Source organism: Arthrobacter sp. MA-N2, from assembly GCF_000517125.1.
Lineage (GTDB): Bacteria > Actinomycetota > Actinomycetes > Actinomycetales > Micrococcaceae > Arthrobacter > Arthrobacter methylotrophus.
In genome coordinates this window covers 3,473,319-3,490,046 of sequence record NZ_KI912155.1, presented here as the reverse complement: position 1 = coordinate 3,490,046, position 16,728 = coordinate 3,473,319, and the positions used below count along the sequence as shown (strand labels likewise).

Here is a 16,728-nt window from a genome sequence, read left to right as displayed (position 1 = left end):
GCCTTGGTAGGCTGCGTGAAGCCACATGGAAATTCGAAGAAGTTTTCGATTAGCATTAGTGGGTGCCTAAAGCCGTAGCTGAAGTTCCCGCCGTCGAATCCCTCGCAAGTGTTTCCGCGCAGCAGCTTGCCACGCCCGTGAGACATGACCTGTCCCGGCTTGTGGTCAAAGGAGCGCGCGAACACAACCTTCGCAACGTCGATCTCGACCTTCCCCGTGATGCCATGATCGTCTTCACAGGCTTGTCGGGTTCGGGCAAGTCGTCCTTGGCCTTCGATACGATCTTTGCCGAAGGTCAGCGCCGGTACGTGGAATCGTTGTCGGCCTATGCCCGCCAGTTCCTGGGCCAGGTGGACAAGCCGGATGTCGACTTTATCGAGGGCCTGTCCCCGGCAGTCTCGATCGATCAGAAGTCCACCAGCAAGAACCCGCGTTCCACCGTGGGCACCATCACCGAGATCTATGACTACATGCGCCTTCTCTGGGCCCGCGTCGGCAGGCCGCATTGCCCGGTCTGCCATGAGCCGATCACGCGCCAGACGCCGCAGCAAATAGTCGACCAATTGCTGGAGCTTGAGTCCGGCACCCGCTTCCAGATCCTCGCCCCCGTAGTGCGGGGGCGCAAGGGCGAATTCGTCGAGCTCTTCAAAGAGCTCACCGCCAAGGGATACTCGCGTGCCCGGGTGGATGGAGAGCTTGTCCAACTGAGTGATCCTCCCAAGCTCGGGAAGCAATTCAAGCACTCCATTGAGGTGGTCGTGGACCGCTTGGTGGTCAAAGAAGGGATCAGCCAACGGCTGACCGATTCGATCGAAACCGGGCTCGGACTTGCGGAAGGCCGGGTGCTGGTTGAGTTCGTGGACCTCGACGCCGACGATCCCGCACGCATCCGGGCCTTCTCGGAAAACCTTGCTTGCCCTAATGAGCACCCTCTGGCCATTGACGAAATCGAGCCCCGCACGTTCTCGTTCAACAACCCCTTCGGCGCATGTGCGGCTTGCAGCGGCATCGGCACCAAGCTCGAAGTGGATGAAGAATTGGTGGTCCCCAACCCCGAGCTTTCCCTGAACGAGGGGGCCATTGCGCCTTGGTCGCTGGGTACGGCCACCACGGAGTACTGGAACCGGCTTCTCGAGGGCCTTGCCTTGGAGCTCGGTTTTTCCATGGATACCGCTTGGGAGAAGCTGCCCCGGGACGTGCGGCAGACGGTGCTGCACGGCAAAGACCACAAGGTCGTAGTCCAGTACCGCAACAGGTTCGGCCGGGAACGCAAGTACAGTACCGGCTTCGAAGGCGCCATCCAGTATGTCCACCGCAAACACGGCGAGACGGACTCAGACTGGGCGCGCGACCGCTATGAAGAGTACATGAGGCAAATTCCCTGCCCTGCGTGCAACGGCGCCCGGCTCAACCCGGCATCCCTGTCAGTGCTGATCAATGGCAAGTCGATCGCCGAGGTTTCGGCCCTCCCTATGCGTGAATGTGCGGACTTCCTCGGCAGTCTCACGCTCACCGACCGTGAGACACAGATTGCCCACCAGGTGCTCAAGGAGATTCAAGCCCGCTTGACGTTCCTCCTCGACGTCGGGCTGGAGTACCTGAATCTGGAACGGCCGTCCGGGACCTTGTCCGGCGGTGAAGCCCAGCGTATTCGGCTCGCCACGCAGATCGGCTCCGGGCTGGTGGGTGTCCTGTATGTGCTGGACGAGCCGTCCATCGGGCTGCACCAGAAGGACAATCGCCGCCTCATTGAAACGCTCACCCGCTTGCGCGACCTCGGGAACACGTTGATCGTCGTCGAACACGACGAGGACACCATTCACGAGGCTGACTGGGTGGTGGATATCGGACCGGGCGCCGGTGAACACGGTGGCCAGGTGGTGCACTCCGGTTCCTACAAGGAGCTCCTGGAAAACACCAACTCGCTGACGGGCGACTACCTGTCCGGGCGCCGGAAGATTGATATCCCGGCCAAGCGGCGCAAATATGACAAGAAGCGCGAGCTCAAGGTTATCGGCGCCCGCGAAAACAACCTGAGCAACGTTGACGCCACCTTCCCGCTGGGCCTCTTTACCGCAGTGACAGGAGTCAGCGGCTCAGGGAAGTCAACCTTGGTCAATGAGATCCTGTACAAGGTTCTTGCCAACAAGCTCAACGGAGCCAAGCAGGTTGCTGGCCGGCATCGTTCAGTGGCAGGCCTGGAGCACCTCGACAAGGTGGTGCACGTGGACCAGAGCCCGATCGGGCGGACGCCTCGTTCCAACCCGGCAACGTACACGGGGGTATTCGACAACATCCGGAAGCTCTTCGCGGAGACCACCGAAGCCAAGGTGCGCGGCTACCAACCCGGCCGCTTCTCATTCAACGTCAAGGGGGGCCGCTGCGAGGCCTGTTCCGGTGACGGGACACTGAAGATCGAGATGAACTTCCTGCCGGACGTTTACGTCCCTTGCGAAGTGTGCCATGGTGCCCGCTACAACCGGGAAACCCTTGAAGTCCACTACAAGGGAAAGACCATCGCAGACGTTCTGAACATGCCTATCGAGGAAGGTGCGGAGTTTTTCGCCGCTTTCTCGCCTATCGCCCGGCATCTTAACACTCTGGTCGACGTCGGTCTCGGCTACGTCCGCCTCGGGCAGCCCGCCACCACGCTTTCCGGAGGAGAAGCCCAGCGCGTCAAGCTGGCCTCCGAACTGCAGAAACGATCGAACGGCCGCAGCGTCTACGTTTTGGACGAGCCCACCACCGGCCTGCACTTCGAGGACATCCGCAAGCTGCTTATGGTGCTTCAAGGATTGGTGGACAAGGGAAATACCGTCATCACCATTGAGCACAACCTTGACGTCATCAAGTCCGCCGACTGGATTGTCGACCTCGGCCCCAACGGGGGTTCGGGCGGCGGACGCATCGTGGCAACAGGGACGCCCGAACAAGTGGCCAAGTCCACGGAAAGCCATACCGCCTCGTTCCTTGCGGAGATTCTGGGGTAGAGCGGCGGCTCCGGCCGGGGAGAATTTCGGCTTCGGACAAAGTATTCCCTGGCCGGCATGTGAGTTTCAGGCATGCCTCAACTCGTGAGAAACTAACCCGGTGACTCAAACAATGGTGCCCGTAATCTTCGATCTGGACGGCACCCTTGTCGATCCCGCCGGCGGCATAACCGGGGGCATTGCCGCGGCCTTGGACGGACTGGGTCTCCCCATCCCGGAACAACACGTGCTGGACTCCATGGTTGGTCCCAAGCTCAGCGATTCGTTGGAGCACCTTGCCAAGGTTCCCGCGGCAAAGGTCGACGAAGTCATTGGACGCTACCGCAGCCACTACCGATCCGTGGGAATCGGCCAAAGCCTGCTGTATCCCGGCATTCGTGAGCTCTTGGAGTTCTTTGCCGAGTCGCGGCGACCGGTTGCAGTGGCGACGCAGAAACCTCAAGGCCTGGCGCGCTTGGTTTTGGAGCACCATGGCATTGCGGGGGTTTTTGCCTCCATCTGCGGCGCCTCGGATGATGAATCGATGGGCGCCAACACGGCCCCCGGCAAAGTGGAAATCGTTGGGACGGCCCTGGCCACGCTAGATTCCCAGCCCGCCGTGATGGTAGGGGACCGCCACCATGACGTCGCGGGAGCCATGGCCAATGGCATTGACTGCATCGGCGTCAGTTGGGGATTTGCGCTTCATGGCGAGCTTCAAGAGGCAGGGGCCGTCGCTGTCGTAGACACCGCGGCCCAGCTGCTGAAGAAGATCGAAGAACTTGACGCTGTCCGCGCGGCGGCCCTGAGCGAGGTGCAGAACGATGGAAGCCTTTGATGTCATTCGCTGGACCACCCGCGGACTGATTTCCGGCACCTGCCGGCCCACGGTCATTGGCTTGGAAAACGTACCCAAAGAAGGGCCCTTCATCGTCGCCCCGAATCATTTGTCTTTCCTGGACAGTGTGATCGTCCAGGCCCTGATGCCCCGTCCGGTCGGCTTCTTCGCCAAAGCCGAGTATTTCACCACCAAGGGTTTCAAAGGCCGCGCCATGAAGGCGTTCTTCCAGGCTGTTGGATCCATTCCCGTGGAACGCGGAGAGCAAGCGGCCAGCGTGCAGGCGCTCAAGACCCTCCTGGAAATCCTGGAGAACGGCAGGGGCATCGGTATCTACCCGGAGGGGACCCGCTCGCGTGACGGCCTGCTCTACCGCGGGCGGACCGGCGTCGGCTGGCTTGCGCTGACCACGGGGGCGCCCGTGGTACCGGTGGGCCTCCTGGGCACGGATAAGTTGCAGCCCGTGGACTGCAACACCGTCCGCCCTCAGCATTTCACCATGAAGGTGGGCGCTCCGCTGTACTTCGAAAAGACGGGGCCGGACCACTCCCTGCCTGCCCGGCGCGAAGTGACGGACAAGATCATGGATGCCATTGCGGTGTTGAGCGGCCAGGAACGTGCCACCGGCTACAACCAGAGCAAGTCTGCGGAGTAGTTCCAAGCCCGGTGGGTGCGCTGAGTGCGTGCTGGGGCACGGGTTTCCCTTACTAGACTGGATCTGTGGCAGATCCAGCGAGTTATCGTCCCCAGACGGGAGAAATCCCCACCACCCCCGGCGTCTATCGGTTCCGGGACCCGCACGGTCGTGTCATCTACGTGGGCAAGGCAAAGAACCTGCGTTCCCGCTTGAACTCGTACTTCGCCAACCCGGCGGGCCTGCTGCCGAAAACCCATGCCATGGTGCATACCGCCAGCAGTGTCGAATGGACCGTAGTAGGCAGCGAGCTTGAATCACTTCAGCTCGAATACACGTGGATCAAGGAATTCAAACCACGCTTCAACGTGGTGTTCCGCGACGACAAAACGTATCCGTACCTTGCCGTGAGCATGGCGGAGAAGCTACCCCGGGTCCAAGTGATGCGTGGGGAGCGCCGAAAGGGGACCCGCTATTTCGGCCCGTACACGGCCGGTGCCATCCGGGAAACCATGGACACCCTCCTTCGGGTCTTTCCGGTCCGTAGCTGCAGCCCCGGAGTCCTGAAGCGTGCGCAGGCCAGCGGCCGGCCATGCTTGCTTGGCTACATCGACAAATGCTCGGCCCCGTGCGTCGGTCGTGTCACAGCGGAGGAGCATCGGACGATTGCCGAAGACTTCTGCTCGTTCATGGGTGGCGAAGCGAAACGTTTCATCACCCGCCTCGAAAAGGACATGGCAGCTGCCGTGGCCGAACTCGACTACGAACGGGCGGCGCGAATCCGTGATGACATCGCGGCTTTGCGCAAAGTGTTCGAGCGCAACGCGGTGGTACTTTCCGAGGACACGGACGCAGATGTCTTCGCCCTGTACGACGACGACCTCGAGGCCTCGGTGCAGGTCTTCCACGTCCGCGGTGGCCGGGTTCGCGGGCAGCGGGGCTGGGTGGTCGAGAAGGTCGAAGACGCCACCACTCCGGAGCTCATTGAGCATCTCCTCCAGCAGGTCTACGGAGAGGACAGCGACAACCAGGGCCGTATCCCACGCGAAGTCCTGGTGCCGGAGATCCCGTCCAACCATCATGAGCTGCTTGAATGGCTCGGCGGCCTCCGCGGCGCCAAGGTGGATATCCGCGTGCCGCAGCGCGGTGACAAAGCCGCACTCATGTCGACTGTCCGTGAAAACGCAGAACAGGCCCTGAAGCTCCATAAAGTCCGGAGGGCGGGGGATATTACCGTCCGCTCGCAGGCGCTCCAGGAATTGCAGGAGGCGCTTGAGCTTCCGGTGCCGTTGCTTCGGATCGAATGCTACGACATCTCCCATGTGCAGGGAACCAACGTGGTCGCCTCCATGGTGGTGGTCGAGGATGGCCTCCCCAAGAAGTCCGACTACCGGAAGTTCTCCATCACCGGGGCAGCCGCCACCGACGACACGGCCGCGATGCACGACGTCCTGACGAGGCGTTTCCGGCACTACTTGCAGGACAAGTCCGCCCAGCTTCCCAAGAGCGGGGAAGTCCCCTATCCGGGTTCCGGGGAGGCGCCGTCGTCGGATGACGCTGCCCTCACCGGTGCAAAGGCGCGGTTCGCCTACCCGCCCAACCTCGTCGTCGTCGACGGCGGGCAGCCCCAGGTCAACGCGGCCGCGCGGGCACTGGCGGAACTGGGCATCGACGACGTCTACGTCGTGGGCCTGGCCAAGCGGCTTGAGGAAGTGTGGCTGCCGGACAGCGACTTCCCGGTGATCCTGCCCCGCACTTCACAAGGGCTGTACCTGCTGCAGCGCATCCGCGACGAAGCCCACCGTTTCGCCATCACCTTCCACCGGCAGAAGCGCGGAAAGGCCATGACAGTGTCCGCGCTCGATGGCGTTCCGGGCCTTGGCGAAGCCAAGCGGAAGGCGCTCGTGGCACAATTCGGTTCGCTCAAGAAAATCAAGGCTGCGACGGCTATCGAGCTGACCGCCGCGAAGGGGATCGGTCCGGCCTTGGCGGAAGCTGTGGTCAATCACTTGGCGGCGGCCGGTGCCTCGGGCGAAGCCGCCCCGGCGGTGAACATGACCACCGGCGAAATCCTCGATTTTTAGCTAGGGTAATAACCGGACCCCTCCTGAAGGCGGTCCAGCCTGGACCGGCAGCAACTTGGACCATCTCAGAACGGGGACACTAGATGTCAGAATCAACAGCAGGATCCGACGCGGAGCAGGACGGTCTCATCCCCGTCAAGCCTGTCGAAGCGGAACTGCTGGTGGTCACGGGCATGTCCGGTGCGGGCCGCAGTACCGCCTCGGACGCCCTTGAGGACCACGGCTGGTACGTCGTCGAAAACCTGCCGCCGCAAATGCTGGGGACGCTCGCCGAGATCGTGTCGCATGCACCCCAGTCCATCCCTAAACTTGCCGTCGTCGTGGATGTCCGCAGCAAAGGCCTCTTCACCGATATCCGGACGGCTCTGGGCGCGCTCAGCGCCAGTGGAATCACGTTCCGCGTGCTCTTTCTGGACGCCAGCGACAACGTCCTGGTCCGTCGCTTTGAGCAAGGGCGCCGCCCGCATCCGCTCCAGGGCGGTGGCCGGATCCTGGACGGTATCGCGGCAGAACGCGACGTGCTGAAGGAACTCCGGGAATCGGCAGATGTTGTCCTGGACACCAGTACATACAACGTCCACGGCCTGGCGACAGCCATCACTGAACTCTTCACCGACACCGGCCCCGTCGCTTTGCGCCTGAACGTCATGAGTTTCGGCTTCAAGTACGGCCTGCCCGTGGACGCCAACTTCGTAGCGGACGCACGCTTCATTCCCAACCCGCACTGGGTCCCGAAGTTGCGCCCGCACACGGGACTCGATGCCGACGTCAGCGACTATGTGCTGGGGGCCGACGGTGTCAAGGACTTCATTGATCGCTACGTTCTTGCCCTGGAACCGGTCCTCGACGGCTACCGGACGGAAAACAAGCATTACGCCACCATTGCCGTCGGCTGCACAGGGGGCAAGCACCGTTCAGTCGCGGTCGCCGTCGAACTTTCCAAACGGTTGGCGCAATTTCCCAGGGTCACCGTCACCACGAGCCACCGCGATCTGGGCCGCGAATAATGGGGGTCTTGACCGGACCCCTGCCGCTTGTTCCTCCCAAGGGGACGCCTGGCAGCCAGCCGGCCAAAGGGCCCACGGTAGTTGCGCTCGGGGGCGGTCACGGGCTGTCCGCATCACTGTCTGCGTTGCGCTTGTTGACCTCCGAGCTCACCGCGATTGTCACCGTTGCCGACGACGGCGGCTCCTCCGGGCGGCTCCGGGAAGAGTACGGCGTCCTTCCGCCCGGCGACCTGCGGATGGCGCTGAGCGCCCTCTGTGATGACACCGATTGGGGGCGCACCTGGCGGGACGTCATGCAGCACCGCTTCAAGACTCCGAGCGGCGGGGAAGGCTCCCTGGACCACCACGCCATGGGAAACCTGCTCATCGTTACTCTCTGGGAGCTGCTCGGGGACGCCGTAGCTGGACTGAAGTGGGCCGGTGCCCTCCTGGGTGCCCGCGGTCAGGTCCTGCCGATGTCCACCCAACCTTTGAACATCGAAGGTGACGTCAGGGTTCCGTTGTCCGGGGGCGGGTACGAGCTCCAGACGGTGAAGGGCCAGGCCAAGTGCGCTGTTGCCGGGTCCCTCGAAAACGTCAGGCTCTCCCCGGAGGATGCCCGGGCATGTATCGAAGCGCTCACGGCAATCGAGTTCGCAGACTGGGTGGTCCTGGGTCCGGGCTCTTGGTACACCTCGGTGCTGCCCCATTTGCTTTTGCCCGAAATGCGCCAGGCTTTGTGCGATACCCCTGCCAAACGCTGCCTGACCATGAACCTCGCCATGGACACCAAGGAAACCTCCGGGATGTCGGCTGCGGACCATCTGGACGCCCTGCGTCATTACGCGCCGGAGTTCAGTGTGGACGTGGTGCTCGCCGATCCTTCCTCAATATCGGACCTGAAGGAATTCGAACGGGCCGCAGGGATGATCGGTGCAGAGGTGGTCTTGGGTAAAGTAGGGGCGTCGAGTCGCCGTCCAGTCCACGACCCGCTGCGTCTGGCGTCGGCGTATCACGATATCTTCGGGAATAGTTAGGAACATGCCATGGCACTGACCGGATCGGTCAAGGAAGAACTTTCCCGGCTGGACATCAAGAAGTCGTCCGTCCGCAAGGCCGAGGTGTCGGCCATGCTGCGTTTTGCCGGCGGACTGCACATCATTTCAGGCCGCATTGTGATCGAGGCAGAGGTTGACCTGGCCTCCACGGCGCGGCGACTGCGTGCCGCGATCGCGGAAGTTTACGGGCACCAGAGCGAGATCATCGTCGTCTCCGGCGGGGGGCTCCGGCGAGGTAGCCGCTACGTGGTCCGCGTCGTGCGCGACGGCGAAGCCTTGGCCCGCCAGACGGGTCTCTTGGACGGCCGGGGACGGCCCGTACGCGGGCTGCCGTCCGCCGTCGTCAACGGTTCGGCGTCCGACGCCGAGGCGGTGTGGCGCGGTGCTTTCCTGGCGCACGGTTCACTCACCGAACCCGGCCGCTCGTCTTCTCTCGAGGTAACATGCCCGGGCCCGGAATCCGCGCTTGCCCTGGTGGGAGCCGCCCGTCGCTTGGGCATCCAGGCCAAGGCGCGGGAAGTACGCGGCGTCGATCGCGTGGTTATTCGTGACGGCGACACCATCGCCGCATTGCTCACCCGGATGGGCGCCCATGACGCCCTCATGGTGTGGGAGGAACGCCGCATGCGCAAAGAAGTACGGGCTACTGCCAACCGGCTCGCGAACTTCGATGACGCCAACCTGCGCCGCTCGGCCCAAGCCGCCGTTGCGGCGGGCGCCCGCGTGGACCGGGCCTTGGAAATCCTGGGCGACGACGTTCCGGACCACTTGAAGTACGCAGGCGAACTCCGTGTGGCGCACAAGCAGGCCAGCCTGGATGAACTGGGCCGGCTCGCTGATCCTCCCATGACCAAAGATGCGATCGCGGGGCGGATTCGCCGGCTGTTGGCCATGGCGGACAAACGGGCTGGAGACCTGGGCATTCCGGGAACTGACGCAAATGTGACCCCCGAAATGATGGACGAATAATTCAGCCGCCCTAGAATCATCAAGGTGTAGATTTCCGGCCGGTTCGCCGGTCGGATGAACAATACGAGAGTTACCAACCGGACCCCGGTCCACTACATTGGAGGATTTCGTGACAGAGTACGTACTGCCCGAGCTCGGCTACGACTACGCAGCACTTGAGCCGCATATTTCGGCGAAGATCATGGAGCTGCACCACAGCAAGCACCACGCTGCCTACGTAGCCGGCGCCAACAACGCCCTGGCCCAGTTGGCCGAGGCCCGCGACAAGGGCGACTTCGCCAACATCAACCGCCTTTCCAAGGACCTCGCGTTCCACACCGGTGGCCACATCAACCACTCTGTATTCTGGAACAACATCTCCCCGGACGGCGGCGACAAGCCCGAAGGTGAGCTGGCTGCAGCCATCGACGACGCCTTCGGTTCCTTCGATGCATTCCGCGCCCAGTTCACGGCAGCCGCCCTCGGCTTGCAGGGATCCGGTTGGGGTTTCCTCGCCTACGAGCCCATTGGCGGAAATCTGCTCATCGAACAGCTCTACGACCAGCAGGGCAACGTCGCAGTCGGCACTACCCCGCTGCTCATGCTGGACATGTGGGAGCACGCTTTCTACCTGGACTACGTCAACGTCAAGGCTGACTACGTCAAGGCATTCTGGAACATTGTCAACTGGGCAGACGTCGCCAAGCGCTTCGAGGCAGCCCGCGCAAACGCCACCGGGCTGATTGTCCTGTAGGGAATTATCTGCTGGTTCGGTGAGTGACGCGGAATACACGAGGATGTAACAAACTTCACATTAAGGTGAATTTCGCCCAAATACCGGATTGCCTGCCCCCGCAGTTGCGGGGGCAGGCGTAGTTAAACGTAAGATAGGTCACGGAAGGCGGTTAGCCTTCAGCAATGTGGCTGGTCGCCCTCCGATCTGATAATCACTTCTGCCCAAAGATGTGCGGGAATTGTTAGTTGGAATCAAGATCCGACTCACTAGGTGTGCTTGCAAGAGCACCAAGGAGACTGAATAGTGACCACCCGTATTGGAATCAACGGCTTCGGCCGCATCGGCCGCAACTACTTCCGGGCAGCACTCGCCCAGGGCGCCGATCTCGAAATTGTCGCGGTCAACGACCTCACCAGCCCCGAGGCACTCGCCCACCTGTTGAAGTACGACTCCGTCGGCGGTCGCCTGGCACAGCCCGTTGAAGTCAAGGATGGCAACCTCATTGTTGACGGCAAGATCATCAAGGTCCTCGCAGAGCGCGATCCCGCGAACCTCCCGTGGGCCGAGCTCGGTGTGGACATCGTCATCGAATCCACCGGCTTCTTCACCAAGGCCGCTGCCGCGCAGAAGCACATCGATGCCGGTGCCAAGAAGGTCCTGATTTCCGCTCCGGCTTCCGACGAAGACATCACTATCGTCATGGGTGTCAACCACGAGCTTTACGACCCCGAGACGCACCACATCATCTCCAACGCTTCCTGCACCACCAACTGCCTCGGCCCGCTGGCCAAGGTTGTCAACGACGCCTTCGGCATCGAGCGCGGCCTCATGACCACGGTGCACGCCTACACGGCGGACCAGAACCTGCAGGATGGCCCCCACAACGATCTTCGGCGCGCCCGTGCCGCCGCCATCAACATGGTCCCCACCTCAACGGGTGCTGCCAAGGCAATCGGGCTCGTCCTTCCGGAGCTCAAAGGCAAGCTTGACGGCTACGCCATCCGCGTTCCGGTCCCCACCGGTTCCGCCACCGACCTGACTGTCACCGTTTCCCGCGAAGTCACCGTTGAGGAAGTCAACGCAGCCCTCAAGGCAGCCTCGGAGACCGAGCAGTTCAAGGGCATCCTCAGCTACACGGCAGACCCGATCGTCTCCTCGGACATCGTCGGCGAGTCTGCTTCTTCGATCTTCGATTCCGGATTGACCAAGGTCATCGGCAACCAGGTCAAGGTTGTTTCCTGGTATGACAATGAATGGGGCTACTCCAACCGCCTCGTTGACCTCACGAAGCTCGTCGCATCCAAGCTGGGCTAGGGTAGACACATGACATCTCACACCCTCAACGAGCTCATCGCTGAAGGTGTCCGCGGGCGGTATATTCTCGTCAGAAGTGACCTGAATGTGCCGCTCGACGGCTCTACAGTGACCGACGACGGCCGCATCAAGGCCTCACTTCCGGTCATCGAAAAGCTCTCGGACGCCGGTGCCCGCGTGCTCGTCACCGCCCACCTCGGACGCCCCAAGGGTGCTCCCGAGCCCAAGTACTCGCTCAAGCCCGCCGTGGAGCGCCTTGCGGAGCTCGCACCGTTCAAGGTCAAGCTCGCGGAAGACACCGTGGGCGACTCCGCCAAGGAACTCGCCGCCTCTCTCGAGGACGGCGACGTCCTGGTCCTTGAGAACGTCCGTTTTGACGCTCGCGAGACGAGCAAGGACGACGCCGAGCGCGGCGCCTTCGCTGATGAGCTGGTCGCCCTGACCGGCGGGAACGGCGCCTTCGTGGATGACGCCTTCGGCGCCGTGCATCGCAAGCACGCCAGCGTTTACGACGTCGCCACCCGGCTTCCGTCCTACCAAGGGGACCTCGTGCACACCGAGGTCGAGGTACTGCGTAAGCTCACCACGGATACCCAGCGCCCGTACGTCGTCGTTCTCGGCGGCTCCAAGGTTTCGGACAAGCTTGCAGTGATCGACAACCTCCTGGGCAAAGCAGACACCATCCTCGTCGGTGGGGGTATGCTCTTCACCTTCCTGGCAGCCTCCGGTCACAAGGTTGCGGGCAGCTTGCTTGAAGCAGACCAGATTCCCGTGGTCCAGGACTACCTCAAGCGAGCTTCCGACGCTGGTACCGCTTTCGTCATTCCCACCGACGTCGTGGTCGCCAGCCGCTTTGCTGCGGACGCCGAACACGAAGTGGTTGCGGCGGACGCTATCGAGGACAGCTCATTCGGTGCCGCCGGCATTGGCTTGGACATCGGACCGATATCCGCAGCAGCCTTCGCCGAGCAGATCAAGGCCGCCAAGACCGTGTTCTGGAACGGCCCCATGGGCGTCTTCGAGTTCGAGGCCTTCTCGGGCGGCACCCGCGCCATCGCCCAGGCATTGACTGAGTCCTCGGCATTCACCGTCGTCGGCGGTGGCGACTCTGCTGCGGCTGTCCGGACCCTAGGTTTTGAGGACTCGCAGTTCGGCCACATTTCCACTGGCGGCGGCGCCAGCCTGGAATACCTCGAAGGCAAGGATCTTCCCGGCCTGAGCGTTCTGGACCGTTAGGCCACGCAGCCGGCGGGGCGCCCTTCCCAAAAGAGGCGCGTGCCCCGCCGGCTTCCCCATCTCAACGCATTTATGGAGCACACATGACAATTTCTGCCAATGGATCCTTTGTTCGAAAGCCCTTTATTGCCGGCAACTGGAAGATGAACATGGACCACGTCCAGGGCATCACCCTGTTGCAGAAGCTGGCATGGACCTTGTCCGACGCCAAGCACGATTACAGCCGGGTCGAGGTTGCAGTCTTCCCGCCGTTCACCGACCTCCGTGGCGTGCAGACGCTTGTGCAGGGAGACGAGCTGGACGTAGTCTACGGCGGCCAGGATCTCTCGCAATTCGACTCGGGAGCCTACACGGGAGACATCTCCGGACAGTTCCTCAACAAGCTCGGTTGCGCCTACGTCCTGGTGGGCCACAGCGAACGCCGCACCATCCACCACGAGGATGACCTGACCCTCAACGCGAAGGTGAAGGCTGCCTTCCGCCACGAGGTGACGCCGGTCTTGTGCGTCGGCGAGGGCCTTGAAGTCCGCCAGGCCGGCACGCATGTCGAGCACACACTGTCCCAGTTGCGAGCCGGCGTCGAAGGTCTCGCCGCAGAACAGGCAGGCGAACTGGTTGTAGCCTACGAGCCTGTCTGGGCCATCGGGACAGGCGAAGTCGCCGGTCCCGAAGACGCGCAGGAAATGTGCGCCGCGATCCGCGCCGAGCTCGCATCCTTGTTCGGCGATGCCGTCGCGGCCAAGACCCGTCTCCTGTATGGCGGTTCGGTGAAGGCCAACAATGCGGCGGCAATCATGGTCGAAGGCGATGTGGACGGCTTGCTGGTGGGTGGAGCGAGCCTGGACCCTGCTGAGTTTGCTAACATTGTCAGGTTCGAGAGCCACCTTAGCGCGGCTTAGTCCGTTTCAGGTTCCGCTCCCGTTTTCCGTTCTTCTGAAAGGCCGTCGTGGACGTTCTTCAAGTCATTTTGCAGATTCTGCTGGGCATCACCAGTCTTCTGCTGACGCTGCTCATCCTCCTGCACAAGGGGCGTGGCGGCGGGTTGTCCGATATGTTTGGCGGTGGCATGAGCTCGGGACTGAGTTCTTCGGGTGTCGCAGAACGCAACCTCAACCGCTTCACCATCGTTTTGGGCTGCACTTGGGGCGTCGTGATCATCGGACTCGGCCTCATTATGAGGTTCACTTCGGGCGGTAATTCCTAGACCTACGCCCGCCAGTTCCCGGGCAAACAAAACTGCCCGGAAGCAGGTCTGCCGCCATCCGCATCCCCGCATTAGACTAGGCTCCGTGGCCTTCACCGCCATGCACCCGGCTCGCAAGGGGATCGATGATGGTTCATGGTACTTCAGGTTTCAGAGGCACGCGGGCTGGCGTAACAGCTGGCTCGACCCCAAGAAACAAGCCCGACCCGCTCGTTGGCGAAAGCCTGCCGCGTATTCGTGTCCCGTATTGGTGCGCCAAGGGACACGAGACGCGGCTCGTTTTCATTAAGCTCCCGGAAGACCAGATTCCGTATCAGTGGGACTGCCCGAAATGTGGCCTGATTGCCGTTCGCGAACAAGGCGAGGCGACGATGGAGCGGGCGGACGAAGAAGTCGTCAAGAGTCACCTGGATTACGTTAAAGAAAGACGCTCCAGCCAAGAAGCCGAAATGGTTCTGGCCGGAGCGCTCGATCGGCTACGAGCCCGCAGGATCCTTACGGATGAGCTGCTGGGGGACACGTGAAGCCGCATTTTCATCAATAAGCCACAGCGTCCTGGATCGGCCGCTAGGGCCGGAGGCTGGAACCTGGACCGGATTGGCCCCGGCGAGGGCCAGCCCCACGGCCCCGGCCTTGTCCTCGCCCGCCACAACCATCCAGATCTCCTGGGCCGAATTGATGGCGGGGAGGGTCAGGGAAATCCTCGACGGCGGTGGCTTGGGGGAGTTCTCGACCCCCACCACGGTGCGGTCCTGCACGCGGATCCCCGCCTGTTCAGGGAAGAGCGAGGCAATGTGCGCATCCGGACCGATACCTAGGAGAAGGACATCGAAGCGGGGCAACTCTCCGGCTTCCTCCGGACGATTGTCCGAAGTATCCGCGGCGTGTTCTGCCTCCGCAGCGGCCTTGAGCCGGGCCGCGTAGTCCACAGCGGCGTCCTCTGCCGTGGCGAACTCGTCCGATGAACCGGGTTCGTGCACCCGGGCGGGATCTACAGGCAGGCCGGAAAGCAATGCTTCTCGGGCCTGCACTGTGTTGCGGTCTTGACTGTCCTTGCCAACGAAACGCTCGTCACCCCACCAGAAGTTCACCCGGGACCAGTCGACCGCGGGCGCAGCAGGGGAGTCGGCAACCGCTTTCAAGGTGCCGATGCCCACGGTGCCGCCGGTGAGGACCACTGTGGCTTCACCGTACTTGTCTTGTACGTCCACCAGCTTGGTGATCAGCCGTGCGGCGATCGCGGCCATAAGGACAGCGGAGTCGGGATGGATGCTTACTCTGGGGTTAGCGCTCACTGGATCGGTCACTCCTTGCTATTCGTTCGGGGCAGTCCCATAGTAATCACTTCTCCGAAGACCTCGTCGGGGTCGAGGCGGCGGAGTTCTTCGGCGAGGCAGTCGCGTAGGCTGCGGCGCGGGAGGGAGATCCGCTGGTCGGGCTGACCGGGCTGGGTCAACTCGGCGATGGACAGGCCGGGGCGGACCAGCTGGACGTCGCCGGTGACACGGCTGAGCCGCACCCGGCGGATCCCCGTTCCGGCGGGGTCCGCGACGATCTCGACCGGGGCCTCGAGGAACAGCGTGAGCCAAGCGGCCAGCAGCAGGGTGCTGGGTGAATCGGATGCGCCCTCGACCTCGATCGCTGTGACGGGGGATTCGTCTACTTGGTCCAGGGCGGCGGCGAGTTGGATGCGCCAGTTGGTCAGGCGTGTCCAGGCGAGGTCGGTGTCTCCGGCGCGGTAGGTTTCCCGGATCCGGGCCAGTGCTGCTGCGGGGTCGGGTTCGTTGGCGGAGTCGGTGATGCGGCGGTGTGCGATGCGTCCGATGGAGGTTTCGCACGCGTTCTCGGGGGCGCCGTGCGGCCACCAGGCCACGATGGGTGCGTCGGGCAGGAGCAGGGCCGCGACGAGGGATTCGCTTTCCTTGGCGAGTTCCCCGTAGCCGCGCAGCACGATGACTTCGGAGGCTCCGGCGTCCCCGCCGACCCGGATCTGGGCGTCCAGTCGGGTCGGNGCGTGGGCGCCGGCGTCCGCGAGGACGATGATGCGGCAGGGGTGTTCGCGGCTGGCGTCGTTGGCTGCCTCGATGGCTTCTTCTTCCAGNCCGGAGGTGGTGACCACTACCAGGGTCAGGACNCGTCCGAGGGCGATCACGCCTCCTTGCTCGCGCAGGGAGGTGATCTTCTTGGAGATCTTGGAGGTGGTGGTGTCCGGCAGGTCTACGATCATGGCCTTCTCCAGGTTCGTCCGTCGCGGGCAAGCAGCTCATCGGCCGAGGCCGGGCCCCAGCTGCCGGGAGCGTAGGGTTCGGGTTGTTCGTCCAGGGACGCCCAGTAGTCCTCGAACGGGTCAAGGATCTTCCAGGACTCCTCGACTTCGGCGTGCCTCGGGAACAGCGGGGGTTCGCCCAGCAGCACGTCCAGGATGAGCCGTTCGTAGGCTTCGGGGCTGGACTCGGTGAAGGAGTGCCCGTAGCCGAAGTCCATGGTCACGTCGCGGACTTCCATCTGCGTGCCCGGGACCTTGGACCCGAACCGGATCGTGGCGCCCTCGTCGGGCTGGACCCGGATGACCACGGCGTTCTGGCCGAAGTCGTCCTCCCCGTGCCCGCGGAAGAGCAGGTTCGGTGCGCGTTTGAATACCACGGCGATTTCCGTGACCCGGCGCCCGAGGCGTTTACCGGCACGCAGGTAGAACGGTGCCCCGGCCCAGCGCCGGGTATG

The 16,728-nt window shown here is 62.9% G+C and carries 15 protein-coding genes and 1 pseudogene; 13 read left to right on the top strand and 3 right to left on the bottom strand.

Annotated elements, in window-relative coordinates; genetic code table 11:
* The first annotated feature begins 62 nt into the window (after positions 1 to 62).
* From uvrA to A3M3_RS27600, 13 genes are all read left to right on the top strand, one after another.
* Positions 63 to 2,990 (top strand): excinuclease ABC subunit UvrA, encoded by a 2,928-nt coding sequence (gene uvrA / locus A3M3_RS0117105; RefSeq protein WP_028267354.1) that lies wholly within the window; start codon positions 63 to 65, stop codon positions 2,988 to 2,990.
* 100 nt (positions 2,991 to 3,090) lie between these two features.
* Positions 3,091 to 3,807: an HAD hydrolase-like protein gene (locus A3M3_RS0117100; RefSeq protein WP_028267353.1), complete on the top strand. Its 717-nt coding sequence runs from the start codon at positions 3,091 to 3,093 to the stop codon at positions 3,805 to 3,807.
* Positions 3,794 to 4,462, top strand: a complete 669-nt coding sequence (locus tag A3M3_RS0117095; protein WP_028267352.1) for a lysophospholipid acyltransferase family protein — start codon at positions 3,794 to 3,796, stop codon at positions 4,460 to 4,462. The genes A3M3_RS0117100 and A3M3_RS0117095 overlap by 14 nt, the downstream gene beginning before the upstream one ends.
* Positions 4,463 to 4,527: 65 nt before the next feature.
* Positions 4,528 to 6,525 carry an excinuclease ABC subunit UvrC gene (gene uvrC / locus A3M3_RS0117090; RefSeq protein WP_028267351.1) on the top strand — a complete coding sequence of 666 codons (1,998 nt, stop codon included), beginning with the start codon at positions 4,528 to 4,530 and terminating at the stop codon, positions 6,523 to 6,525.
* An 83-nt stretch (positions 6,526 to 6,608) separates the two neighbouring features.
* Positions 6,609 to 7,532 carry an RNase adapter RapZ gene (rapZ, locus tag A3M3_RS0117085; protein ID WP_028267350.1) on the top strand — a complete coding sequence of 308 codons (924 nt, stop codon included), beginning with the start codon at positions 6,609 to 6,611 and terminating at the stop codon, positions 7,530 to 7,532.
* Complete coding sequence (locus tag A3M3_RS0117080; protein ID WP_028267349.1) at positions 7,532 to 8,548, top strand: gluconeogenesis factor YvcK family protein; 1,017 nt, start codon at positions 7,532 to 7,534, stop codon at positions 8,546 to 8,548. The genes rapZ and A3M3_RS0117080 overlap by 1 nt, the downstream gene beginning before the upstream one ends.
* 9 nt (positions 8,549 to 8,557) lie before the next feature.
* Positions 8,558 to 9,538 carry a DNA-binding protein WhiA gene (gene whiA / locus A3M3_RS0117075; protein ID WP_028267348.1) on the top strand — a complete coding sequence of 327 codons (981 nt, stop codon included), beginning with the start codon at positions 8,558 to 8,560 and terminating at the stop codon, positions 9,536 to 9,538.
* A 109-nt stretch (positions 9,539 to 9,647) separates the two neighbouring features.
* Positions 9,648 to 10,271, top strand: coding sequence for a superoxide dismutase (locus A3M3_RS0117070; protein WP_028267347.1), 624 nt, complete (start codon positions 9,648 to 9,650; stop codon positions 10,269 to 10,271).
* A 285-nt stretch (positions 10,272 to 10,556) separates the two neighbouring features.
* Positions 10,557 to 11,567: a type I glyceraldehyde-3-phosphate dehydrogenase gene (gap, locus tag A3M3_RS0117065; RefSeq protein WP_028267346.1), complete on the top strand. Its 1,011-nt coding sequence runs from the start codon at positions 10,557 to 10,559 to the stop codon at positions 11,565 to 11,567.
* A 9-nt stretch (positions 11,568 to 11,576) separates the two neighbouring features.
* Positions 11,577 to 12,803 (top strand): phosphoglycerate kinase, encoded by a 1,227-nt coding sequence (locus A3M3_RS0117060; RefSeq protein ID WP_028267345.1) that lies wholly within the window; start codon positions 11,577 to 11,579, stop codon positions 12,801 to 12,803.
* A gap of 83 nt (positions 12,804 to 12,886) precedes the next feature.
* Positions 12,887 to 13,702 carry a triose-phosphate isomerase gene (gene tpiA, locus A3M3_RS0117055; protein WP_028267344.1) on the top strand — a complete coding sequence of 272 codons (816 nt, stop codon included), beginning with the start codon at positions 12,887 to 12,889 and terminating at the stop codon, positions 13,700 to 13,702.
* 47 nt (positions 13,703 to 13,749) lie between these two features.
* Positions 13,750 to 14,007, top strand: coding sequence for a preprotein translocase subunit SecG (gene secG, locus A3M3_RS0117050; protein ID WP_028267343.1), 258 nt, complete (start codon positions 13,750 to 13,752; stop codon positions 14,005 to 14,007).
* A 125-nt stretch (positions 14,008 to 14,132) separates the two neighbouring features.
* Positions 14,133 to 14,531 (top strand): RNA polymerase-binding protein RbpA, encoded by a 399-nt coding sequence (locus tag A3M3_RS27600; protein WP_331280367.1) that lies wholly within the window; start codon positions 14,133 to 14,135, stop codon positions 14,529 to 14,531.
* Here A3M3_RS27600 and pgl read toward each other — a convergent pair.
* From pgl to A3M3_RS0117035, 3 genes and pseudogenes are all read right to left on the bottom strand, one after another.
* Positions 14,484 to 15,302 (bottom strand): 6-phosphogluconolactonase, encoded by an 819-nt coding sequence (gene pgl, locus A3M3_RS0117045; RefSeq protein WP_028267342.1) that lies wholly within the window; start codon positions 15,300 to 15,302, stop codon positions 14,484 to 14,486. The genes A3M3_RS27600 and pgl overlap by 48 nt on opposite strands.
* Before the next feature lie 8 nt (positions 15,303 to 15,310).
* Complete coding sequence (locus tag A3M3_RS25690) at positions 15,311 to 16,234, bottom strand: glucose-6-phosphate dehydrogenase assembly protein OpcA (protein WP_051423242.1); 924 nt, start codon at positions 16,232 to 16,234, stop codon at positions 15,311 to 15,313.
* Positions 16,231 to 16,728, bottom strand: a pseudogene (locus tag A3M3_RS0117035) (glucose-6-phosphate dehydrogenase); the annotation flags it as partial. The pseudogene A3M3_RS0117035 and the gene A3M3_RS25690, both read right to left, overlap by 4 nt.

Coding starts and splice junctions, on each gene's coding strand:
- A3M3_RS0117080 (WP_028267349.1), top strand. CDS start 7,532: ATGGGGGTCTTGACCGGACCCCTGCCGCTTGTTCCTCCCAAGGGGACG.
- A3M3_RS0117095 (WP_028267352.1), top strand. CDS start 3,794: ATGGAAGCCTTTGATGTCATTCGCTGGACCACCCGCGGACTGATTTCC.
- tpiA (WP_028267344.1), top strand. CDS start 12,887: ATGACAATTTCTGCCAATGGATCCTTTGTTCGAAAGCCCTTTATTGCC.
- A3M3_RS0117060 (WP_028267345.1), top strand. CDS start 11,577: ATGACATCTCACACCCTCAACGAGCTCATCGCTGAAGGTGTCCGCGGG.
- A3M3_RS27600 (WP_331280367.1), top strand. CDS start 14,133: ATGATGGTTCATGGTACTTCAGGTTTCAGAGGCACGCGGGCTGGCGTA.
- whiA (WP_028267348.1), top strand. CDS start 8,558: ATGGCACTGACCGGATCGGTCAAGGAAGAACTTTCCCGGCTGGACATC.
- rapZ (WP_028267350.1), top strand. CDS start 6,609: ATGTCAGAATCAACAGCAGGATCCGACGCGGAGCAGGACGGTCTCATC.